This window comes from Arthrobacter liuii, from assembly GCF_014639275.1.
GTDB lineage: Bacteria > Actinomycetota > Actinomycetes > Actinomycetales > Micrococcaceae > Arthrobacter > Arthrobacter liuii.
In genome coordinates, this window is sequence record NZ_BMFW01000009.1 from 110,652 (window position 1) to 131,628 (window position 20,977).

General features: G+C 66.7%; 17 protein-coding genes, 1 tRNA gene, 1 other RNA gene and 1 pseudogene. 9 read left to right on the forward strand and 11 right to left on the reverse strand.

The window, feature by feature from the left end; genetic code table 11:
* Nucleotides 1-82: 82 nt before the first annotated feature.
* The 3 genes from recR to ffs all read right to left on the reverse strand — a co-directional run bounded on the left by recR (nucleotide 83) and on the right by ffs (nucleotide 4,322).
* Complete coding sequence (gene recR, locus IEW19_RS11760) at nucleotides 83-682, reverse strand: recombination mediator RecR (protein ID WP_188571804.1); 600 nt, start codon at nucleotides 680-682, stop codon at nucleotides 83-85.
* Between the two features lie 63 nt (nucleotides 683-745).
* On the reverse strand, nucleotides 746-4,204 hold the full coding sequence (locus IEW19_RS11765) for a DNA polymerase III subunit gamma and tau (RefSeq protein ID WP_188571805.1): 3,459 nt from the start codon (nucleotides 4,202-4,204) through the stop codon (nucleotides 746-748).
* A 21-nt stretch (nucleotides 4,205-4,225) separates the two neighbouring features.
* Nucleotides 4,226-4,322, reverse strand: an RNA gene (gene ffs / locus IEW19_RS11770) — signal recognition particle sRNA small type.
* Between the two features lie 392 nt (nucleotides 4,323-4,714).
* Between ffs and IEW19_RS11775 the strand changes: the two genes are divergently transcribed.
* Nucleotides 4,715-4,799 (forward strand) — tRNA-Ser (locus IEW19_RS11775).
* 79 nt (nucleotides 4,800-4,878) lie between these two features.
* Here IEW19_RS11775 and IEW19_RS11780 read toward each other — a convergent pair.
* Entirely contained in the window at nucleotides 4,879-5,814 is a 936-nt protein-coding gene (locus IEW19_RS11780; protein ID WP_188571806.1) for an oxygenase MpaB family protein, read from the reverse strand.
* A gap of 602 nt (nucleotides 5,815-6,416) precedes the next feature.
* On the opposite strand from IEW19_RS11780, the pseudogene IEW19_RS23510 reads away from it, so the two are divergent.
* Nucleotides 6,417-6,722: pseudogene (locus IEW19_RS23510) on the forward strand (M23 family metallopeptidase); the annotation flags it as partial.
* A gap of 122 nt (nucleotides 6,723-6,844) precedes the next feature.
* Here IEW19_RS23510 and IEW19_RS23515 read toward each other — a convergent pair.
* Entirely contained in the window at nucleotides 6,845-7,501 is a 657-nt protein-coding gene (locus IEW19_RS23515; protein WP_229748447.1) for a hypothetical protein, read from the reverse strand.
* 149 nt (nucleotides 7,502-7,650) lie between these two features.
* On the opposite strand from IEW19_RS23515, the gene IEW19_RS11790 reads away from it, so the two are divergent.
* Both IEW19_RS11790 and IEW19_RS11795 read left to right on the forward strand, forming a co-directional pair.
* Nucleotides 7,651-8,163 carry a glutathione peroxidase gene (locus tag IEW19_RS11790; protein WP_188571808.1) on the forward strand — a complete coding sequence of 171 codons (513 nt, stop codon included), beginning with the start codon at nucleotides 7,651-7,653 and terminating at the stop codon, nucleotides 8,161-8,163.
* A gap of 159 nt (nucleotides 8,164-8,322) precedes the next feature.
* Entirely contained in the window at nucleotides 8,323-9,252 is a 930-nt protein-coding gene (locus tag IEW19_RS11795) for a phosphodiesterase (protein WP_188571809.1), read from the forward strand.
* A gap of 54 nt (nucleotides 9,253-9,306) precedes the next feature.
* On the opposite strand, the gene IEW19_RS11800 is transcribed toward IEW19_RS11795, so the two are convergent.
* The gene (locus tag IEW19_RS11800; protein WP_188571810.1) at nucleotides 9,307-10,944 is read right to left on the reverse strand and encodes a stealth family protein; all 1,638 of its coding nucleotides are present in this window, start codon (nucleotides 10,942-10,944) and stop codon (nucleotides 9,307-9,309) included.
* Nucleotides 10,945-10,973: 29 nt separating this feature from the next.
* Nucleotides 10,974-11,903 carry a Cof-type HAD-IIB family hydrolase gene (locus tag IEW19_RS11805; protein ID WP_188571811.1) on the reverse strand — a complete coding sequence of 310 codons (930 nt, stop codon included), beginning with the start codon at nucleotides 11,901-11,903 and terminating at the stop codon, nucleotides 10,974-10,976.
* Between the two features lie 147 nt (nucleotides 11,904-12,050).
* Between IEW19_RS11805 and IEW19_RS11810 the strand changes: the two genes are divergently transcribed.
* Together IEW19_RS11810 and IEW19_RS11815 are read left to right on the forward strand one after the other, a co-directional pair.
* Nucleotides 12,051-12,350, forward strand: a complete 300-nt coding sequence (locus tag IEW19_RS11810; RefSeq protein ID WP_188571812.1) for a type II toxin-antitoxin system VapB family antitoxin — start codon at nucleotides 12,051-12,053, stop codon at nucleotides 12,348-12,350.
* On the forward strand, nucleotides 12,343-13,017 hold the full coding sequence (locus tag IEW19_RS11815) for a LytR C-terminal domain-containing protein (RefSeq protein ID WP_188571813.1): 675 nt from the start codon (nucleotides 12,343-12,345) through the stop codon (nucleotides 13,015-13,017). Before IEW19_RS11810 ends, IEW19_RS11815 begins: the two co-directional genes overlap by 8 nt.
* Nucleotides 13,018-13,035: 18 nt before the next feature.
* On the opposite strand, the gene IEW19_RS11820 is transcribed toward IEW19_RS11815, so the two are convergent.
* Together IEW19_RS11820 and IEW19_RS11825 are read right to left on the reverse strand one after the other, a co-directional pair.
* Entirely contained in the window at nucleotides 13,036-13,686 is a 651-nt protein-coding gene (locus tag IEW19_RS11820) for a TetR/AcrR family transcriptional regulator (RefSeq protein ID WP_188571814.1), read from the reverse strand.
* Nucleotides 13,687-13,721: 35 nt separating this feature from the next.
* Nucleotides 13,722-14,420, reverse strand: coding sequence for a DsbA family oxidoreductase (locus tag IEW19_RS11825; protein ID WP_188571815.1), 699 nt, complete (start codon nucleotides 14,418-14,420; stop codon nucleotides 13,722-13,724).
* Between the two features lie 218 nt (nucleotides 14,421-14,638).
* On the opposite strand from IEW19_RS11825, the gene IEW19_RS11830 reads away from it, so the two are divergent.
* Both IEW19_RS11830 and IEW19_RS11835 read left to right on the forward strand, forming a co-directional pair.
* The gene (locus IEW19_RS11830; RefSeq protein ID WP_188571816.1) at nucleotides 14,639-15,700 is read left to right on the forward strand and encodes a glycosyltransferase family 4 protein; all 1,062 of its coding nucleotides are present in this window, start codon (nucleotides 14,639-14,641) and stop codon (nucleotides 15,698-15,700) included.
* Between the two features lie 61 nt (nucleotides 15,701-15,761).
* Nucleotides 15,762-17,942, forward strand: coding sequence for an amylo-alpha-1,6-glucosidase (locus IEW19_RS11835; RefSeq protein ID WP_188571817.1), 2,181 nt, complete (start codon nucleotides 15,762-15,764; stop codon nucleotides 17,940-17,942).
* A 4-nt stretch (nucleotides 17,943-17,946) separates the two neighbouring features.
* Here the strand turns inward: IEW19_RS11835 and IEW19_RS11840 are convergent, their stop codons facing one another.
* Both IEW19_RS11840 and IEW19_RS11845 read right to left on the reverse strand, forming a co-directional pair.
* Entirely contained in the window at nucleotides 17,947-18,480 is a 534-nt protein-coding gene (locus IEW19_RS11840; protein ID WP_188571818.1) for a GNAT family N-acetyltransferase, read from the reverse strand.
* Between the two features lie 14 nt (nucleotides 18,481-18,494).
* Entirely contained in the window at nucleotides 18,495-19,454 is a 960-nt protein-coding gene (locus tag IEW19_RS11845) for a D-2-hydroxyacid dehydrogenase family protein (RefSeq protein ID WP_188571819.1), read from the reverse strand.
* 131 nt (nucleotides 19,455-19,585) lie between these two features.
* Here IEW19_RS11845 and IEW19_RS11850 point away from each other — a divergent pair, with 131 nt between their 5' ends.
* Nucleotides 19,586-20,782 (forward strand): MFS transporter, encoded by a 1,197-nt coding sequence (locus IEW19_RS11850; RefSeq protein WP_188571820.1) that lies wholly within the window; start codon nucleotides 19,586-19,588, stop codon nucleotides 20,780-20,782.
* Nucleotides 20,783-20,977 lie beyond the last annotated feature (195 nt).

The window sequence follows — 20,977 nt, forward strand, 5'->3', positions numbered from 1 at the left end:
CCATCGCATGCCTTGGTGCCGGCTGAGGGCTGGGAAGGTCCAAGGTGGGTTGGCGTACGACGCCGGAACGGGGCCGGGTGCCTCAGCCCAGTGCGTTGCGGCGGCCTTCGAAGGCGCGGCCCAGGGTGACCTCGTCGGCGTACTCCAGGTCGCCGCCCACGGGAAGACCCGAGGCGAGGCGGGTGACTGCAATGCCGATCGTCTTGAGCATGCGGGCAAGGTAGGTGGCCGTTGCCTCGCCTTCCAGGTTGGGGTCGGTGGCGATGATGACTTCCTGGATGTCGCCGTCGTTCAGCCGGGTGAGCAGTTCGCGGATGCGCAGCTGTTCCGGTCCCACGCCAGCGATGGGGTTAATGGCGCCGCCCAGCACGTGGTACCGGCCCCGGAAGGAGCGGGTGCGCTCCACGGCCAGGACGTCCTTTGACTCTTCCACGACGCAGATGACCGCGGGGTCGCGGCGCGGGTCCCGGCAGATGTTGCACAACTCCTGTTCCGTGACGTTGCCACAGACGGTGCAGAACTTGACCCGTTCCTTGACCGTGGTGATGGCTTCCACTAGCCGCTTCATGTCCTGGGGGTCGGCTTCAAGGATGTGGAACGCCAGCCGCTGCGCGGACTTCGGTCCAACACCTGGAAGGCGTCCGAGCTCATCAATCAGCTCCTGGACAGCACCTTCGTACACGTTTCCCTCTTTAGCTTGGTATGGATAGCGGGTGGATCAATCAGGTGCGCAGGGTCGCCGCTGTCAATAGCGCGGCATGGCCGGGCTTCCGTCAAGGGAGCGTTCCTCGATCAATTTTCCGCCCAAAATGCGTTCGACGGCGGCCCGGCCAAACACGCCGGATTCCTCGATGGTTTCGTCGTCGGCGCTTGGTATGTCCTGCACATACGGAGCTGGCGCAGCGGCGGCCCTGGCCGGTGCCTTGGCACGTCCGGCCTCAGCTTCAGGGCTGTTGGAGAGCCGCTGGTAGAGGCTTTGCCGCGTTCCCGTTCGCCCGGCCACGGGTGCGGCCGCCGGCGCAGCTGCAGCCGCCTGGGAGCCGGGCGGGACAACCGGGGCGGGCGCGGCCGAGGCCATGGCGAATTCGGGTACCGGGGCGCGGTCAGGGGACGGCTGCTGGTTGCTTCCGGCAGCGAACTCCCCAAGGTGGGTGCCGGAAACTGCTCCGGGACCCCAGTCTGGCTCTGCTGCGGCAACAGCGGTGGCCGCCGTGGCCACGGGAATGGATGGCGGCACCTGCGCCGTTGCGGGCGCGTAATGGGGGACGGAGGCCGATGCCCCGATGTTGTCGTGCCCGGAAGCAGGTGCGGGTTTGGCGCCGACGTTGCTCTTGTCTCCGACTACCCATACGCCCGGCGCCTGTTCCACGGCCCGCGTCCAGGGATCGTGGGCGGCACCTGAAGCCGCCGGGGCGGCAGGCTGCGCAGCGGTGTCCGTGGGCGAAGCATCAGTCGCTGTCCCCTGGGAGTGTGCAGCATCCCCGGTGCGGCCGCCGCCGGCTGGCTGGAGGGTGCCAGCGGCAGCGGATGATGGCGTGGTCCGGTTGCCCGGACGCGCAGCGGGTTCCCAGTCCATAGGGGGTTCTTCATCGAGCGGAGGAGCGTCCTCGTCCCGCGGCGGGCCCCAGTCGTCGTCCGAGTAGGAGTAGTCGCCGCCGGCAGGTGGGTACGGGGACTGCCCGGGGGCGGCCCCGCCGGATGCGCTGGCAGTGGCGGCCGCGCCGTTGGCGGTGGTTTGGACCGACTCCGCACCTTGGGTGATGTGCCCGTTGGGGTCGCCCACCTGGCGCGCTCCCGGAGGGGCAGGCGCTGCAGGGGTAACCGCAGGTGCGGTTGACGGGGTTTCGGCAACAGCTGAACTTCCGGAACGGCCCGCAACAGCTGAACTTCCGGAATGCCCGGCCGCGGCGAGGCTCTCCGGGCCTCCGCCCCGCGGGGCGGCTGTTGCTGTCGCGGCTTCCGGCGCTTCCGGGGCTTCCGGGGGTGCGGGTGCCTGGGCCGAGGAGGCTGCTTGGGCCGGCGCCGGAGCCAGCCCCCACGCAACGTCAGCTGAAGTGGCCGGAACCACCGGGTTGGCGGGAACTTTTGGGTTTGGCTCAGAGCTCGTTTGGCTGGCGCCGCCGGCAATCGCGTTGACCTGGCAGTCGATGCCAACGGTCTTGTGGATGGCCTGGCGGAGGTTGTCAGAGTGGTCGGCCCTGCCGAAGGCGCCGGCCAATCCGGACGTGGTGAAGGAAAGGGTCACGACGCTGCCGTCGAACGCGCTGACCTGCGCGTTGGGCTCGACGAGGGCCCACGTGCTGCGCTTGATCTTGGACAGTGCCTGGAGGACCTCCGGCCAGGCCCTGCGGAGGACTTCCACGTCGCCCATTGCCGACGGAGCGGCAGGGCCGGACCTGCCGGGTGCCTCGTGTTGCGGTGCCTCCTGTTGCGGTGCCTCCTGTTGCGGCGCCGGCGTCCGGGGCTCCGGCATCCGGGGGGCCGGTGCCTGGTGGCCGGGGGTCTGCATGCCGCTGGACGGTGGGCCGGCAGGTGCCTGGGAACTGGGCGCCTGGCTGCCGGGCTGGGGCCTTTCCTGGGCGTGCGGCGCGGCTGCCTGGCGGGGAGCCGCCGGGTTTTCCTGGGCTTGCGGTGCTTCGGCGGTTTGCGGGGCTGCCTGGTTGGTGCCTCCAGTGGCGGGGCCCTGGGGCGTCCGGGTACGCGCCGGTTCCTCGACAGGCCAGTCGGTGGTGCTGACCCGTGGAGCTGTAAGGGGGCTGCGGGAGCCCTCAGCGGCGGGAGCCATCCGACTGTTCCTGGTGGTGCCCGCGGCGGAAGCGGCCATCACGGGACGGGCAGCCGGCTCCTGGGCAGGCTGGGGTGCGGAGGCGGTAGGCTCCTGCGCGGGCCGGGGGCTTGTTGAGGACGTGCCGGGAGTGGCCGGAGGCGGCGTCGCAGGGACTGGCTGCGCCGGAACTGACACAGCTGCGGGCGCAGCCGTTGCGGGAGCGCCGACGTCGTTCCCTGCGTAGTTCAGCCGCCGCTCCACGCGGTCGATCCGGGCCGCCATGCCGCGCTCGTTCTGTTCTGAGCTGGGCAGCAGGATCCGGGCGCAGAGCAGTTCCAGGTGCAGCCGCGGGGATGTGGCTCCGGTCATTTCGGTCAGGGCCGTATTGGTGACATCGGCGGCCCGGGATAGTTCCGCGGCGCCAAGGTTGTGGGCCTGGTTGTGCAGGCGTGCGATCTGGTCCGCCGGCATCCCGCGCAGGATGGCATGGGCGCTTTCGGGCATGGCCTGGACAATGATCAGGTCGCGGAAGCGCTCCAGCAGGTCCTCCACGAACCGGCGGGGATCGTGGCCGGTCTGGATGACCCGGTCCACGGCGCGGAAGACGGTGGCGGAGTCCGACGCGGCCACGGCCTCCACGACGTCGTCCAGCAGCGAGGCGTGCGTGTAGCCAAGCAGCGCGACGGCGAGCTCATAGTCCAGCCCGTTGGGCCCGGCACCTGCCATGAGCTGGTCCAGGACTGAAAGCGAGTCACGCACGGAGCCGCCGCCGGCCCTGATGACAAGTGACAGGACGCCGGGGGCCACAGGAACGTTTTCCTGGCGGCACAGGAGCTCGAGGTAGGCCATCAGGGGCTCGGGCGGCACCAGCCGGAACGGATAGTGGTGAGTCCTGGAACGGATGGTTCCGATGACTTTGTCCGGCTCCGTGGTGGCGAAGATGAACTTGATGTGTTCCGGCGGCTCTTCCACGATCTTCAGCAGGGCGTTGAACCCGGCAGAGGTGACCATGTGGGCTTCGTCGATGATGAAGATCTTGTAGCGGTCGCGGACCGGGGCGTAGGTTGCGCGCTCGCGGAGGTCCCGGGCGTCGTCAACACCGCCATGGCTCGCCGCGTCAATCTCGATGACATCAAGGGAGCCCGAGCCGCCCCGGGCCAGCTCGACGCAGCTGGGACAGATTCCGCAGGGGGTGTCCGTGGGGCCCTGGGCGCAGTTCAGGCAGCGGGCCAGGATGCGGGCGGAGGTGGTCTTGCCGCAGCCGCGGGGGCCGGAAAAAAGGTAGGCGTGGTTGACTCGGTTTTTGCGCAAAGCCGTCATCAGCGGCTCGGTGACATGCTCCTGCCCGATAACGTCAGCGAACGAGTCGGGACGGTATCTGCGGTACAGGGCGGTAGTAACTGTCACAGAGAAAACCCTACCAATCCGGGCTGACATCATGCCGCCCTGTGGGGGAATAGTAAAGACCCCCCATGCACCCGCCAGAGCCCGTCTACCCTTGCTACCTTCCGGTCCTGGGGGAGTTCAACAGGATGACGCCACATGAGGGGCCGTCAGATACTTTACCCGAACATGCGGCACGACTCGAATCGGGCTTCCGCGCCGTTGCCGCCCGGTTCGCCGAGGCCCTCCGCATTGCCATGGGAACTCACGGCAGGGATATCCCATTGCTTATCCCTGTTCCACCCGCGATCATGGGTACGTGCACCGATTGGGGCAATCTCAAGGTTGTGAGCTGCGTGGCCTGGCTTAACGGGACGGACCCGGCAGCTCAACGGTGCAGCAGGGAATGGGCGCGTTGGGGGCGCCCATTTTCAGGTTGTCGCGACAGTTGACGGCCTTCACGAGGCGCGAGCGGGGACGCCCCAAACCTGGTCCGATTGGGCCAATTGGGCGATGCGGAAAACTTCAGGTAATCTAGTACCTGCTTTTGATTCAAAAGCAGTTGGAGAATTCGCCTAGCGGCCTATGGCGCACGCCTGGAACGCGTGTTGGGTTAACGCCCTCGGGGGTTCAAATCCCCCATTCTCCGCCGATCAAGAACCCGGTCCCGGTACACAGGGACCGGGTTCTTGCTTTTCCTGCCGCACGGCCCCGGTTCCGGGCCCCGCTCAGACCAAGTCTGCCGAAGGTTCGCCAAGCCTCCTCAGGCGTTGCCTCGCGGCCGTCTCGCTCGGACCCATCCGCCTGTGCAGGCCCCCGAGTGCGAGGTGGACGACGCCGAGCACCGCCTTCGTGGCCAGCCTCACCGGCAGGGGGAAGGGACCCAGCCGTGGAACAGAGAGCCCGAGCATCTGGCGGTACTGGGGTTCCAGGCTGTAGACGGCGGCGGCAAACAGGATCCGGTACCCAGGCTTCAGCAGGGGATGCAGCGGGGCGTTGCGGATGAACTCCACGGTTTCCTTCACCCGACTGTCCGCCCGCAGCGTACCCTCCCGGTACCAATGGTCCAATTGGCCGCGCATCTCCGCCTCTGTGAGCGGCGGTTTTTCCACCCCCATCAGCCGCCCGGCCTGGCTCCACTCCCGCACGTAGGCGTCGGCGCCGCCAGGGATGGGGCCGCCCCAGATCTTGTGTGCTGCGAGGAAACCATCCGTGAAGGCTATGTGGACCCAGTTGGCCAGCCCGGGATCGTTGGCGCTGTAGGGGCGCTCTCCGCCGTCGTTGTCCCGGTAGCTGCCATGGACGGGCTCATGGAGGCGCCGGACACGCTTTGTTGCCTCTTCCGCGGCGGCCGTGGAACCGTACGTCACCGTGAAAATCCAGCGGATGGTGTTGGCCAGTCGGCGCAGGGGGTCTTCGCGGAAGTTGGAGTGCTCGTGCACTCCCGCAAGGGCGCCCGGATGGAGCGACTGCATGAGCAGCGTTCGGATTCCGCCCACGATGGGGGTCATGGAGCCGTGTACTGCCCACACCGCTGAACCAGGCAGGTGGTAGCCGGCGTCGTCACCCTCCGCCAGCTTCAGTGACCAGTCCGGGGGCGCGTCGGCCTTGCCTGAGAAGGTCTTTTTGACTTCGTCCTGCCATGTACGAAGGACATTGCGCATGAGACATTGTTGCCCATTTTGGCGAGGGCGGCAGGACCAGCCTCTGAAAGCGCGGCCCAACCCCCTAACGCCCATAAAAAAACCCGCATTGTCCGGCCACGGGGTTTCCACGCCTGCGGTCCTGTGGTCCCATGGGACATACCGTCGAGACAACGTGCGGCAGGCCACGTCGTGGAGTCAGTCAATTGGGCAAGAATTCCGTGCCCGGCAACAGGAAGCCGGGCCAGCATGCTATTCCCCCCGTTGCCCGTGCGGTCGCTGCTGCCGGCGTGCTGGCGGCCTCCGTTTACGCCGTCAACCTCTCTGCCGGTTCCGCAGAGCCGGGACCGCTGGCGGGGTCGGTTGCCCGGGCCGGGATCGCCCCGGAAGTTCCTGCCCCGGCCGGAACTTCAGGTGCGGCGGACGGCCAGGAAGCGCCACGGGAACGGGCTTCGCAGGCGACGGACCAGGTTGGCGTCGGCGCACTTCCGCCCCCCATCCTGTCCAGCCCCAAGGTCACCCTGTCCTTCCCGCACACCTCCATTGGGGGCGCCGCGGAGAACGCCGCGGGCGCCCTGACGGTAGGCCCCACGGGCGCGGGCAGGCCGTTGGCCGGCTTCCTGATGGCCCCGCTCCAGCTCCTCGATCCGAGTTCGCCCTTCGGTTTCCGGGTCAGTCCGATCAGCGGGACCGCGGGAGATTTCCACCTGGGCCAGGATTACGCGGCCCCATGCGGGACACCCGTCTACGCAGCTGATTCCGGTGTTGTGCGCGCGGCCGGATGGCATCCTTGGGGCGGCGGCAACCGCATAGAAATCGACCACGGCGACGGACTCATCACCACCTACAACCACCTTGAGTCCATCGGCGTCCACACCGGCGACAAGGTGCAGGTAGGCCAGGTCATCGCGCTGGTGGGCACCACCGGATGGTCCACGGGGTGCCACCTGCATTTCGAGGCCATCCTGAACGGCCGCTACACCAACCCGTTGAGATGGAGTTTCCTGCAGCTCCGCGCGCTGAACCAGGCGCTTCCAGCCCAAATGGTGTCCTACGCACCCGGCCAGGGGCTGTCCGGCGGCCTGATCAGCTGGACCATCCCCCTCCAGATTGACCCGGGTGACGGATTCCCCGCGGCCGGACTCCAGGTATCGCCCTTCCCGCCGCTCCTGGTACCGGGCCCGGCGCCCTCGCGGTCCGCGGCAACGGGAATTGTGCTTCCTGCTCCCAACGTGCAGTTGACGACGACGGCGCCGCCATCTGCCGGACCTTCCGGAAGTGCCGAGCCGCCATCGTCCAGCCCGGCTCCCACCCCGACCCCGCCGCCGTCGCCTTCGCCGACTGGCCCGACTCCCACCCCGTCGCCGTCGCCGTCGCCGACTGGCCCGGCTCCCACCCCGACCCCGCCGCCGTCGCCTTCGCCGACTGGCCCGACTCCCACCCCGTCGCCGTCGCCTTCGCCAACTGGCCCAGCGACTCCTACCCCGACGCCGTCGCCCACTGATCCACCGCCGGCTCCGGCGCCTACCCAGCCAGCTCCGGCACCGACGACGGTTGCGCCAGCGCCACCGCCGGCTCCGGCGCCTATCCAGCCGGCTCCGGCACCGACGACGGTTGCGCCAGCGCCACCGCCGGCTCCGGCGCCTATCCAGCCTGCTCCGGCACCGACGACGGTTGCGCCAGCGCCACCGCCGGCTCCGGCGCCCACCCAGCCGGCTCCGGCACCGACGACGGTTGTGCCTGCGCCTTCACCAACGCCAACGCCTACGCTGACCGCACCAACACCTACGGCGCCGCCGGCCTAGGAAATCTCCAATCCGGACCCGTACGTTAGGCCCGCGGCGCCGAACTGCACGTATGAACAACATGCCGCTGACACGCACTCCGCAATCCCTCTATCCGATCCCGCTGGTCCTGAACGACGGCACCAGGACGAATTTCGGCCAGTTCAAGGGAAATGTAGTGCTGGTGGTCAACGTGGCCTCCAACTGCGGCTTCACCCGGCAGTACGCGGGCCTGGAGGCCCTCTACGGCAAGTTCCGGAACCGGGGATTCGAGGTCCTGGGCGTCCCGTGCAATCAGTTCGCGGGGCAGGAGCCCGGCACCGACACTGAAATCGCGGAGTTCTGCGAGCGGAATTTCGGTGTCACCTTCCCGCTGACGGCCAAGGCGGACGTCCGGGGCAGGAACCAGCACCCGCTGTACACCGAGCTCACCAAGTTCAAGACGGGGCTGTTGCCGGGTCTGGTGAAGTGGAATTTCGAGAAGTTCCTGGTGGGCCGCGAGGGGAACGTGCTGGCCCGTTTTGCCCCAACCGTTGAGCCTGATTCGACAGAGGTCATCGAAGCGATCGAGCGGGCGCTCGGATAAACCCGGGTCAGCCGAATCTGGTCTGCAAAAGCGCAGTTCTTTCAACTTTTTCCACATCAGCAACGGACATTTACCCCAAGTTTGCCAAATGTCTGATTGGATAAATATTACTGAAGGGTACAAGGGAAGAACGGCTTCCCACCGACCATAGAGGTAGCAATGGAGCACATCGAGGCCGAACACCCCCGGCCACGCCACTTCCTACTCCACCTGAGCGATCCCCACCTGGTGGGAGGTCCAGACCCCCTCTACGGAACCGTTGACAGCGAAGCCAGGCTCATTCAGCTCTTTGAAGAAGTCAAAGCGTCCGGGGCCAGGCCGGAAGCCGTAATCTTCACCGGCGACCTGGCTGACAAGGGCGATCCCGAGGCATACGTGAAGCTTCGGGCCATTGTGGAGCCAGCCTGCAAAGAACTTGGCGCCCAGGTCATCTGGGCCATGGGAAACCATGACGACCGGGCCAATTTCCGCAAGGGGCTCCTTGACCAGCCCGGCAGCGACGAGCCGGTGGATCACAGCTACTTCATCAACGGGTTGCGTGTCATCACCCTGGACACCACCGTCCCCGGTTACCACCACGGCGAACTGAGTGCGGCTCAGCTGGACTGGCTGGCCCTTCAGCTGGAAACCCCTGCCCCGGACGGCACCATCCTGGCCCTCCACCATCCTCCGGTTCCGTCGGTGCTGGACCTTTCGGTGCTGGTGGAACTGCGCGACCAGGCATCGCTGGCAGCCGTGGTCCGCAACTCTGACGTCCGCACCATCCTGGCCGGGCACCTTCACTACTCCACCACCGCGACCTTCGCCGGCGTTCCGGTCTCAGTCGCCTCCGCCTCCTGCTACACCCAGGACCTCAACGTGCCTGTGGGAGGCACCCGCGGGCAGGACGGCGGCCAGGCCTTCAACCTGGTGCACGTCTACGAGCACACGATCGTACACTCCGTGGTCCCGTTGGGCAGCTCGCCTACCGTTGGCGAGTACGTGTCACCCGAGGAGACGGCCCGGCGGCTGGAGGCTGCCGGAATCAGGATCCCGGAGACCACCAAGCAGCGCGGGAACGCCAAGCTCGGGGTGTCCACCGGGCGCTAGGACCGGCTGTGCGTGAGGCCTTCCCTGCAGGGGAGGCCTCGACGCCGGCACGGACTACTTCTCCCAGGGTGCCTTGATGGGGAAGTACCTCTCCAGGAATTCCGTGACCACTTGGGCGCGCTCGTCCGCGCTGACCTCCGGGAAGCTGCCGTCGTTCAGGCAAAAGAAGTCCATGTTCCGTTTGGCGAGCAGCTTGGGCAGGTACTTGAGGCCGGATCGCATGGTGGTGTCCACGTAGCGCACCTTGGCGGCAGTCTGCGTGACGGCCCGGCCGGTGAGCAGGGCGTAGTAGTGGTAGAACGAGTTGGTCACGGAGATGTTGTCCGCTGCACGGAACCGGCTGGCCGCCGTCTTGCGGAACTCCTCCGGGAACTCCTCTTCCATTTGGCTCACCACGCTGCTCCGCAGCGGCGCTGCGGTGTGCTCAAGGTGGCGGGTGGTGATCCGGCCGAACCGGTTCCACAGGAGTTTGCGGTTCACCCGGGCCGCATTTTCGAACCCGCTGCGCTCGGCGTCGTTCTCGCCCAGTCCGATCCTGGTTTCCGCCTCGATGAACTTGGTGATGCCGCCGGGAGTGAAGAACATGTCCGGGCCCACCGGGCGGCCGAAGAACATGTCGTCATTGGAGTAGAGGAAGTGCTCGGACAACCCGTCGATGTGGTGCAGCTGGCACTCCACGGCCTGTGAGTTGTGCGTGGGCAGCACCGAAGGATCGGAAAAGAACTCTTCGCTCCGGACGATGGTGACGGACGGGTGCTCTGCCAGCCACGCAGGAGCGGGGGAGTCCGTGGCGATGAAGATGCGGCGGATCCACGGCGCAAACATGTACACGGACCGCAGCGCGTACTTGAGTTCGTTGATCTGCCGGAACCGGGCCTCATGGTCGTCGCCTTCGCCGAGGACAACGCCCTGCTGCTGCGCGCGGCGGGCCGCGATGTATTCCGGAGAGCTGCCGTCCACCCAGGAGAAAACGATGTCAACGTCGAAGCTGATGTCGCTCGCATGGTCGGCAAACATGTTCTCGATGGTGGGCCACGTGTGGCCGTAGCGTTCCACGGTGCCGCGGACCGCGTCCTGGCGCAGCAGGGTCCTGCGCGTCAGCGAGTTCTCTATGGGAAGGGTCAGCACTTCGCCCTCGAAGGACCAGAGCTCGATCTGGACGCCGGCCGAGGCGCCGAACTCGAAGCCGCCCACCGGCTCCACCCGGGGCCGGTACAACCGGAAGATGCGTCCCTGCCGGTTGGGGGACAGCTCGCCGTCGCCCACCAGGACGGACGTTTTCTTCTTGGCGTCCACGGTCATGGAATAGAAGGGCTCGTCCCGGCATGCCTCCACCAGGGCGACCCGGAGCTTTTTCCGGTCCTTCCAGTCCAGGGCCACCACGGGCCGGTCGTTGTTGCCGCGGACCAGGAGGTACGCAAGGCCGGCGTTCGCCAGGACATTGCGCAGGAACAGCAGGTCTTCCACCATGGCCTGGTATGGGGTCCTGGTGTCATTGATCAGGGCATAGCGACCCTTGTGGCGGATGACATCAGGGCGGTGGCTGAGCCGGCGCTCCGCCGCGGCCGACGTGATCTCGGCGTGAAATTGTTCCTCCACGGACGCTTGGCCGCCGTAGTAGACCTCGTCCTGGACCGGTGCTTCTGTAATGGTTGTCTCCGTGCTGGTGGATGTGGGCATTCTTACCTGCATGATAGTCCTGCCGGGGTAACGGCAGGGGCTCAGGCGTCCAGCGCCTCCCGCCAGGCGCGCAGGAAGGCGCCGCCGGCGTCGTCGTGGATCACTGTGGGTTCCAACCCCAAGTCCGCAGCAGTCAGCACAGGGTAGGGCTTGCTGGGCACGCCGTCCGCCGGCCGCACGTCAACATGCTTTACCGGGTGGTCGTTGTGGTGCAGCCAGTCCGCCATGGCGTAGTCGGTGCGGGAGTCACCCACCGTCCGCCACGCCTGCGGCGTGATGCCCTGGGCCGCAAGGAGTTCCACCGCGCGGCTGGCGCCCAGGTCCTTCCCCAGGCGCACCGACTCAATGTCCGTGGAAATGATGGTGGGATCCACACGGTAGTCCACCTCGTCGTCTGAATTCGGAGCGTGGTGGTCCAGCCGCACGACGCCCAGCCAGTGGCGCGCCATGAGCTCCATCGCCTCGGCGTCGAACAGCTTCTGCTCGGCCAGGTAGTCGGCGCTGGGCACGTTTATGTGCTGCTCCACGGACACCATGGCGCGCTTGGTTTCGTCGAAGAACATGTGGGCGGCATAGTCCTCCGCCACCAGCCGGCGGACGTCGTCGCCGTAAGCCGCGGGAACGGCGAGCCCCCGGTCCACATGGATGGGGCCGGGACCGGCGGAGGTGTAACTGAACCAGACCGCGCCCTTTTCGCAGACCGCGTGAATGATGGTTCCTGCCGGAATGCCGGCTGCGATCATCGGCTCCATGACCTGCTCGCGGATAAAGGCGTCCGAGCGGCCGGTGTTGAAGATAACGGGAATTCCTGCCGCTGCGAGGGCCACCAGGTCAAGGATGATGTCCGGCTTGACGTCACGCGTTACCGGGCTTGCCACCGGCCCGTCCACATCCAGCAGGAGCGCCAGCGGCGGTGCGGACGGCAGGCGGACTCCGGGCGCGGACACTGCAGGGGACTCGGATGCTGTCATGGGTCCATTCTGTCAGCTGGAGCGGCGCCGTCTGCGCGGCCGCCTTAAGGACCGGCCAGTGCGGCGTATGGTCACCGTTTGGCCACAACCTGACGCCGGTCAGCCCTGCTACTTTCGCTGGGGCAGCGCGGTGCCTACTGTGGCATGGTGATATTCAAAGCTGTGGGCGAGGGCCGCCCTTACCCCGACCATGGTTTCAGCACCCCCAAGCAGTGGGCGTCGCTGCCGCCGCGGCCGGTCCGGCTGGATGAACTGGTGACCACCAAGCGCACCCTGGACCTGGAAGCACTGCTGGCCGAAGATTCCACATTCTTCGGCGACCTGTTCCCGCACGTGGTGCAGTACCGGGGGACCCTTTACCTGGAGGACGGCCTGCACCGCGCGGTCCGGACCGCCCTGCACCAGCGCACCGCGATCCACGCACGGGTCCTGGTGCTCGATGGCTAGGAAAAGGCCGAAGGATCCCGATATCCTTCACGGCCACCATGTCGTTTCCGGCCCCGAGCTGCGCGCCGCCATGGAAGCTGCCAGGGATGCCGATGAGACCGCCCGGGTGCGCCGCCGCGTGCTGCACAACGTGGTGCTGGTCCTGCTGATCGGCCTGATCGCTGCGGGCATCATCGTTGCCCTGGCCATCATCAATGGGCGGCTGAAGATTCCCACCGCCGTGCCGGCGCCGACGCCGGTGTCCACCTGCCCGGCCTCGATGTTCGATTACGCGCCCAACGACAAAATCAACCTCAATGTCTACAACTCCACCAGCCGGCCCGGCCTGGCCCGCTCCGTGGCGGATGAGTTCCTGGCACGGAAGTTCGTGGTGGGGAATGTATCAAACATCAATGCCGGCTACCGTGGCGTGGCGGCCGTGGTGTCGGGTGCGGCAGGACAATCTGCAGCGTTCACCGTGCAGCGCAATGTGCCCGGAGCGGACTATTTCCAGGACGGCAGGACCGATGCCAGCGTGGACGTGATCCTGGCGCAGGACTACAAGGCGCTGGCGCCTCCGGAGATGGTGGACCAGACGCCCGGCAAGCTCAGCTGCCCGCGTGAAAGCCGCCGCATAGCGGATCCCGACAAGCTGCCCGTCATTCCGGCCGCCGCCCCCACACCCTGACTGCCACTGGCAGTGGAGTCAGCCCGCCACTGCCGGAAGCTTGGCCACCCGGACGGGCCGCCCGTCGTCGTCAAACCTCGCACCCGCGCCCAACTGGATGAAGCGCACGGTCCGTGCCACCCGGGCCTCGAGTTCGGCGGGCTCGTCGCTGCCCCTCGCCGCGCTGGAGGACAGCGTGCCCAGGATCAACTGGGACTGCTGGCCAACATCCGCCACCGGCAGGTACCCCTGCTCCATGCCGTCACTCAGGATGCCCCGCAGAAGGACGCTCAGCTCACCCACGTGGTCGGAGAGCTTGGCAAAGGACGACGGCGAAAGCACCGCCCCCATGGCAGGTCCCGGCGGGAGGTGGCGTCGGCTGAGGTCAACCACCTGGGCGCGGACGTACAGGGCCAGCCGCTCCACCGGGTTCTCCAGGCGGCTCAGCGATTCGCGCAGGTCGGAGAGGAACTTCTCGGTCTCATCAAGGGCGTAGGAGATCAGGAGTTCTTCGATGTCCGCGTAGTAGTTGTAGACGGCGGTGCGGCCCACTCCCGCGTGCCGGGCCACGTCAGTCATGGTCAGTCCCGGAAGGCCGTGGGTGAACAGGAGTTCACCAAAAGCGGTGAGGATACGGCGCTGGGTGTCCGCGCGTTGTTCGGCATTGCTGGCCGCTGAAATCCTTGGCATACAGACACTTTACCGCTAAGTGTCAGTAAAAGGTGCTAGACCGCGCAGCCGTCTGGACCGCAGGCTTCAGCCTGGGCGGAATTGACCAGGACCAGGGGGTTGGCCTCCTGCCATGCCTGGTTGAGGGCGGCGCCGAACGTCTCGGTGGGCTGGGCGCCGGACAGCCCGAACTTGCGGTCGATCACGAAGAAGGGGACCCCGCTGATTCCCAGGCCTTGGGCCTCCTGGAAGTCGAACCGGACCTCGGCCGAGTACTTGTCCGTGGTGAAGAGTTCCTCCACCTCGGCGGCAGGCAGGCCCAGGTCGTTGCCGAGGGAGGACAGGTAGTCCCTGCTGCCGATGTCCTTGCCGTGCTCAAAGTGGTCGCTGAGCAGGCGCTCCTTGGCCGCGTCCTGCCTGCCGTGCGCCGCCGCAAGATGGATCAGGCGGTGTGCGGTGAAGCTGTTGGCCACCACCACTTTGTCGAAGCGGTAGTCCAGGCCTTCGCCCTTGGCCTGCTGGGCCACATGCTCGAACATCTGCGAGACCTGCTGGGCCGGCATGCCCTTGCGGCTGCTCAGGTATTCCAGTTCGGTCCCGTCGTAGTGTTCCGGGAGCGTCGGGTCCAGCTGGTAGCTCCGCCACACAACGTCCACGGCGTCACGGTGGGGGAATGCCGCCAAAGCGGCCTCGAACCGGCGCTTGCCAATGTAGCACCACGGGCACGCAACATCTGACCAGATCTCAATCTTCATGTCCTGAACAACTTGCGGGCACCGGCCCCTATTCCGGGAGCCGCTATGAGATGCCGCACATGCGGGTCTTGTGGCCGGAGCAATCCTGGGGAATAGTCAGATCAGAGCCCAAGCAGAGGGCCCTTTCAAAGCTCAAAGCACTGCGGCGGACGAAGACGCGCGGTGAAGTATCGCCCGGCCAGCTGGGGAGCCCGGCCTGTCAAACCTGGGAGCCAGGAATGCGGATTGGACTTGTAACAGGGCCGTGGATTCCGGTTCCACCGGCAACATACGGTGGAACCGAAAGAGTGGTGGACACGCTGGCCAGGGGCTTCGCAGCAGCCGGGCATGAGGTGCTGCTGGCGGCACCGGCAGACAGCACGTGTCCGGTGCAGCTCGTCCCCGGGATGCGTCCCACGGACTACGGCGGACTGGGTACCACCATTTCCGAGCTCAGCCACGTGGTCAGGGCCTATGAGGGGCTTCAGGACGTGGACATCATCCACGACCACACCCTGGCGGGCCCCCTGTACCTGCACCGGCCGCCCGGCGTGCCGGTGGCCACGACCATCCACGGCCCCCTCCACGACCAGGCCGCTGACATCTACCGTGCCGTTGCCAGGAAGGGCGCTGTCATCGCCATTTCAAGGGACCAGGCCTCGCATGCCCCCGACGTGCCCGTTACCCGCGTGATCCACCACGGCATGGACCTTTCCGCGGTTCCGGTGGGGACCGGCAGCGGCGGTTACCTGTGCTTCGTGGGTCGGTCGTCCCCTGACAAGGGACTCGTTGAGGCCATCACCATCGCGCGGCAGGCCGGACTGCACCTCAAGATCGCAGTCAAGATGCGGGAGCCGGACGAGGTCCGCTACTTCCGGGATGTCATAGAACCGATGCTGGGCCCCAACGAGGACTTCGTGGGCGAGGTGGACGACGCCACGAAATACCGGCTGGTGGGGGAGGCCCTGGCCTTCCTGAACCCCATCCAGTGGTCCGAACCGTTCGGGTTGGTGATGATTGAAGCCCTTGCAACCGGAACGCCCGTGGTGGGCACGTACATCGGCTCGGCCCCGGAAATCGTCAAGCACGGGCGGACGGGGTTCCTGGGACAGACAGAGGAACTGGCCGGCTTCGTTCCGGCTGCTGCAGCCCTGGACAGGGCGGAGTGCCGCAAAGCGGTGGTGGGCAGGTTCAGTGCGGAACGGATGGTTGCCGAGCATCTGGAACTCTACAGCGACCTTATTGAAGGGAGGCTTCCCCCGGGGGTTCCGCACGGTACCCGGTTGCACCAGAATCGATAGGGGGTAGAACTGCTTTTCCCGATCCCCCGGGGCAGCTTCCCCTCTAGAAGGGAGTCCTTGCATGACCGCATGGAATGCAGACAATGAGGCAACCGTTTCCGACTCAGGCTCGGTGACCGTCCTGGAGGGCTCATCCTTCTGTATCTCGTCCGGCAGCGGTGACATCAGTCCGGACGCCGGCACCAACGGTGCGTTCTTCCAGGACACCCGCATACTGTCCGGCTGGGTGCTGCGCGTCAACGGCTCGCTGCGCGAAACACTTTCGGCCCAGCGGCCCCAGCCGTTCCAGGCGACCTTCGTGGGGCGGGCCAAGTGGCCGGACGGCAGGTTCGACAGCCCGCTGGTGGTCCGCCAGGTCCGGCACATCGGCCCAGGCCTGCAGGACGACATCACCCTGGAAAACTACGCTTCCGAACCCGTGGAATGCGACATCGAACTGCTGGTCGACGCGGACCAGGCAGACCTGTTCGACGTCAAGGGCGGCCGCACCACAGGGCCGGACGACACTACCCGGACCGTGTCGGAGGGCAGGCTCGTCATCGAGGCCGCCCGGCACGGCCAACAGCGCGGCTCCGCCATCGGGGCCCGGGACGCGGAAGTCAGCACCGACGGGTTGCGCTTCCGCATCACAGTTCCGGCCCGGGGCAAATGGACCACCAGCGTGATCGTGGTGCCCCTGGTCAACGGGGAAGCACCGGAGAAGCCCTTCAAGGAAGGACAGCTGCCGCACCACCGCGAAGGTGTGCGCCGGCACCTCGCCTGGGAAGAGGGGCTTCCACGGATCAGCATCGAGGACTCCCACCTGCAGGACCTGCTTAACCGAAGCCAGACAGACCTCGGCGCCCTGCGCATCTTCGACGCGCACCACCCGGAACGGGCTGCGGTGGCCGCCGGAGCTCCGTGGTTCATGGCACTGTTCGGACGGGACTCGCTGCTGACCTCCTACATGAGCCTGATGGTCAACCCCAACCTGGCGCTGGGCACGCTGCAGACCCTGGCCGGAATCCAGGGAAAGAAGGTGGACCCGGATTCCGAGGAGGAACCGGGCCGGATCCCGCACGAGGTCCGGCTCGGCGTGACGGCAGGCCTCTCCCTTGGCGGCACGGCGTACTACGGCACCGCAGATGCAACTCCGCTTTTCGTGGCGGTCCTTGGTGAGCTGAGCCGCTGGGGGCTTTCCCGGGACAAGATCCAGCCGCTGCTGGAACATGCCGACCGGGCGCTGGAATGGATCGAAAAGTACGGCGACCGGGACGGCGACGGGTTCGTCGAATACCTCCGGGCGAACGAGCATGGCCTGGTGAACCAGGGGTGGAAAGATTCCTGGGACGGCATCAACTTCGCTGACGGCACCATCGCCGAAGCGCCGATCGCCCTGTGCGAAGTCCAGGCCTATGTTTACGCGGCTTACGTGGGCAGGTCACTGCTGGCGCACTGGAGCGGTGACCCGGCACTGGAGCAGCGGTGGGCGGACAAGGCCGCGGCTTTCAAAGAGGAGTTCAACAAGAAGTTCTGGCTGCCGGACAAGGGTTACTTCGCCGTGGCGCTGGACAAGGACAAGCGGCCGGTCGACGCGCTCACCTCCAACATCGGCCACTGCCTGTGGACCGGCATCGTGGACCAGGACAAAGCGGTGTCCGTGATGGAGAACCTGATGTCCCCCCAGATGTTCACGGGGTGGGGGATCCGCACGCTGGCCTCCGACATGGGCGCCTACAACCCCGTCAGTTACCACAACGGATCCGTGTGGCCGCACGATACTGCGCTGGTGGCCACGGGCCTGATGCGCTACGGGTTCGTGGACGAGGCCAAGCGGGTGGCCCTGGCCATCTTCGACGCCGCATCGCATTTTGACGGCCGGCTGCCGGAATTGTTCTGCGGCTTTGACCGGGGCGAGTTCCCCAGTCCCGTGCCTTATCCCACGGCGTGCTCCCCGCAGGCGTGGGCTGCGGCAGCGCCGGTCCAGCTGGCACGGATCCTGCTCCGGTTCGACCCCGTCTTCACGCGCGGCGTGGTGCACCTCTCACCCATCCTGCCCGAGATCGTGGGCACGTTTCGGGCGGAAAACGTCCTGCTGGACTCGAGCCGGGTGACCATAAACGCTGCTGGAACCAAGGGCAGTATCGAAGGGCTCCCACCTGGGCTCAAGCTTTTGGCCGAGCCCCGCCCGCCGCTTGCCTACCCGCCGAATGGTTTTGCAGGCAGTTCGGTCCGCCAGGGAATGCACGGATCGGGAGCCTGACCGCTCAGGGCAGTGCCCGCTCCAGCACGAAGTCGTGTTCCACGGTGCTGCCCAGCCGGAAGGATTTGGTGCCCACTTTGTCGAAACCGGACTTTTCATAGAAGCGGATGGCGCGGGCGTTCTGGCTGTTCACACCCAGCCATGCTCCGGCGCCGCCGGAGGCGGCTGCGGCCTGGAGGCTGGCGTGCATAAGTTCGGCCGCCGCGCCCAGCCCGTGATAGTCCGGATGCACATAGCACTTGCTGATTTCCACGGACGGCAGCAGGGTCAGGACCGAGGCCACGTCCGGGTCAGTTGCGGGCCGGTCCACCAGCAGGCTGTAGCCATTCAGCTGCCCGTCCGCATCGATGACCAGGATGGTGGCGTCCGGGTCCGCGAGGTAGCCCTTGAAGTGTTCGGCGCTGAGCGTGTTGGCCAGGTGGGCGGCAATGTCGGCAGGTGACGACGACGGCGGGCAGGCCAGCGGAAAGGTGACGGCCGCCAGCGCGGCGAGCGGGCCGGCGTCGTGCGTTGTTGCCTTGCGGATGGTGTGGGTCATGCTGTTTTTCCGGGTCAGGCGGTGATGGTTCGGATGGGGGAGCCGGCCAGCCAGGCGGTGATGTCCTCCAGGGCGCCGCCGTAGAACTGCCGGTAGCTTTCCTGGGTGACGTAGCCCAGGTGGGGGGATAGCACGGTGTTCGGCGCGGCCAGGAGGGGGTGCCCGGCCTGCAGGGGTTCTTGGTCGAACACGTCCAGGGCGGCGCCGCGGATCCAGCCCTCGTTCAGCGCCTTGACCAGCGCCTCCTGGTCAACCAGCGGCCCCCGCGCTGTGTTTACCAGAATGCCCTCGGGCCCCAGCAGCCGCAGCTCAGCTTCTCCCACGGTGTTCTCCGACCTCGGGGAGAGCCGCAGGTGGAGGGTGGCGACATCGGCGACAGTGAAGAGCTCCTCCTTGGATACGGGCCGGGCACCGGCCTCCGCGGCTGCCGCGGCCGTCAGGTTCTGGCTCCAGGCAACCACATCCATGCCGAACGCCTGCCCATACGCGGCCACCCGCCGGCCAATCTTGCCCAGCCCCACAATGCCCAGGGTTTTTCCGGCCAGCTCCACGCCCACCGTTGACTGCCACATACCGGCGCGGAGGGAGCTTTCCTCCGCCGGAAGATGCCGGGCTATGGCCAGCAGCAGGGCCCAGGTCAGTTCGGGGGCCGCGCTGGGTGAACCCGGCGTGCCGCAGACCGTCACCCCGTGCTCCTCTGCGGCGGCCACGTCGATGGAGGCGTTCGCCATGCCGGTAGTGACCAGCAGCTCAAGCGACGGCAACTTCTCGAACACCTCACGCGGGAACGCGGTCCGCTCGCGCATCGCGATCACCATGGTGGTCCCTGCCAGCGCCGAAACCAGGGCGTCCCGGGAAGCAAAGGGCTCACGGTAGGACGTCACCGTCACGCCCTCGGCCTCCAGGGCCGTGAAGTCGGCGAAGCCGTGGGCAACGTCCTGGTAGTCGTCGAGGATGGCAAGGCGGTGCGTCATCGGTGTCCTACTTCCTTGGGTCACGTTCATCGTATGGCAGGGCCGGCCGGCAGGGTGCCTGAAATTCCAGCAACGCGGAGCGTGATAGCAATGGGAGTGATGAAATCACCTCTCTTTCCCGGCCCGTCTTCGTGAGCGGCCGCCAACTGGCCCGCCTTCCCAGCAGTTGGATCCTCCTTGCCTGCATAGGACTGCTGGCGCTGAACCTGCGCGGGCCATTCGTGGCGGTGGCCCCCGTGGTGGGCCTGATGCAGGTGGACCTGGGCTTTTCGCCCGTGATGCTGGGACTGCTCACCAGTATTCCTGTGCTCTGTTTTTCGCTCGCGGCACCGCTGGCATCGCTGGCTGCCAGGAAGTTTGGGGCAGAGTTCGCGGTAAGCCTGACCATCCTGGGCGTGCTGGCCGGGGTGCTGGTTCGTTCCGCCGGTGGCCCGGGACTGGTGGTGGCTGGCACGGTGGTGATTGGGCTGGCCATCACCGTGGGGAACATCGCTGTGCCCCTCATCATCCGGCGGGACTTTTCGCCGCGGCGGCAGGGCGCGGCCATGGGCGTCTACACGGCTGCCCTGAACATTGGCTCCTTCATGACCTCTGTGGTCACGGCGCCGCTTGCGGAAGCCGTTGGCTGGCGGAGTGCGCTGGCGTCGGCCGGGGTGCTCGCGGTGGCTGCCATCGTTTTCTGGGTCCTGGCCGTTGGCGTGCGGGCCGCTTTCCACCCGGAGGCTGACGGAGGCGGCGGTGAAGTCCGGCAGGCGCCGGTTCATGGCTCGGCGGGGATCACGGCCGGGCTGACCGCTGGATTCGCAGGGCAGGCGTTCTCCTATTACGCGGTGACGGCCTGGTTGCCCAGCTACCTCAACGATGAGCTGGGCATGTCAGCCTCCGCGGCCGGTGCTGGTTCCTCGCTCTTCCAGATCCTCGCCATTGTGGGCGGACTGGGCGTGCCGTTGGTTGCCCGTTCCATGAGTACGACGGCGGTGGCGGTCACCTTGGGTGCGCTGTGGACAACCGTTCCGGCGGGCCTGCTCATCGCCCCTGGATTGTGGTGGCTGTGGTCTTCCTTTGGTGGCGTTGCCCAAGGAGGCGGGATCACCCTGATCTTCATCGCGATCATCAAGCTTGCCCGCGACCAGGCATCGGCGGGGCGCATGTCCGCCACCGTCCAGGGGGTGGGCTACTGCTTCGCTGCCGTGGCCCCTCCGCTGGTCGGCTTCGTCCACGACGCTTCGGGGTCCTGGACCGCGCCCCTGTTAATGGTCCTGGCCTCAGTGCTGACTTTCTTCGCCGCCACCACCCTGTCCGTGCGGAAGGTGCCGAAGGTGCGCTAGCCGAGGCGCCGCCGTCGTGCTTCCCCTTCAAACCCCCGCGAGATGGCACTTAAGGACAATAATTCCTCGGCAAAGTCAACTAGTCAGTGCAACGCAGGGGTTTAGGCCGCTGTTTGCAGCAGCAGCTGGTTCAGCCGGTTGGCTGGGGTCTCGAGGTTCAGGGTGGGCCGGGGACGGCGGTTGAGTTTCGCGGCG

Bases quoted from the DNA above. Each gene is read 5' to 3' on its own strand.
- IEW19_RS11830 (WP_188571816.1), top strand. From the start codon at position 14,639: ATGCGGATTGGACTTGTAACAGGGCCGTGGATTCCGGTTCCACCGGCA.
- IEW19_RS11800 (WP_188571810.1), bottom strand. From the start codon at position 10,944: ATGCAGGTAAGAATGCCCACATCCACCAGCACGGAGACAACCATTACA.
- IEW19_RS11765 (WP_188571805.1), bottom strand. From the start codon at position 4,204: ATGTCAGCCCGGATTGGTAGGGTTTTCTCTGTGACAGTTACTACCGCC.
- IEW19_RS11835 (WP_188571817.1), top strand. From the start codon at position 15,762: ATGACCGCATGGAATGCAGACAATGAGGCAACCGTTTCCGACTCAGGC.
- IEW19_RS11790 (WP_188571808.1), top strand. From the start codon at position 7,651: ATGAACAACATGCCGCTGACACGCACTCCGCAATCCCTCTATCCGATC.
- IEW19_RS11805 (WP_188571811.1), bottom strand. From the start codon at position 11,903: ATGACAGCATCCGAGTCCCCTGCAGTGTCCGCGCCCGGAGTCCGCCTG.
- IEW19_RS11815 (WP_188571813.1), top strand. From the start codon at position 12,343: ATGGCTAGGAAAAGGCCGAAGGATCCCGATATCCTTCACGGCCACCAT.
- IEW19_RS11820 (WP_188571814.1), bottom strand. From the start codon at position 13,686: ATGCCAAGGATTTCAGCGGCCAGCAATGCCGAACAACGCGCGGACACC.
- IEW19_RS11795 (WP_188571809.1), top strand. From the start codon at position 8,323: ATGGAGCACATCGAGGCCGAACACCCCCGGCCACGCCACTTCCTACTC.
- IEW19_RS11845 (WP_188571819.1), bottom strand. From the start codon at position 19,454: ATGACGCACCGCCTTGCCATCCTCGACGACTACCAGGACGTTGCCCAC.
- IEW19_RS11840 (WP_188571818.1), bottom strand. From the start codon at position 18,480: ATGACCCACACCATCCGCAAGGCAACAACGCACGACGCCGGCCCGCTC.
- IEW19_RS11825 (WP_188571815.1), bottom strand. From the start codon at position 14,420: ATGAAGATTGAGATCTGGTCAGATGTTGCGTGCCCGTGGTGCTACATT.
- IEW19_RS11780 (WP_188571806.1), bottom strand. From the start codon at position 5,814: ATGCGCAATGTCCTTCGTACATGGCAGGACGAAGTCAAAAAGACCTTC.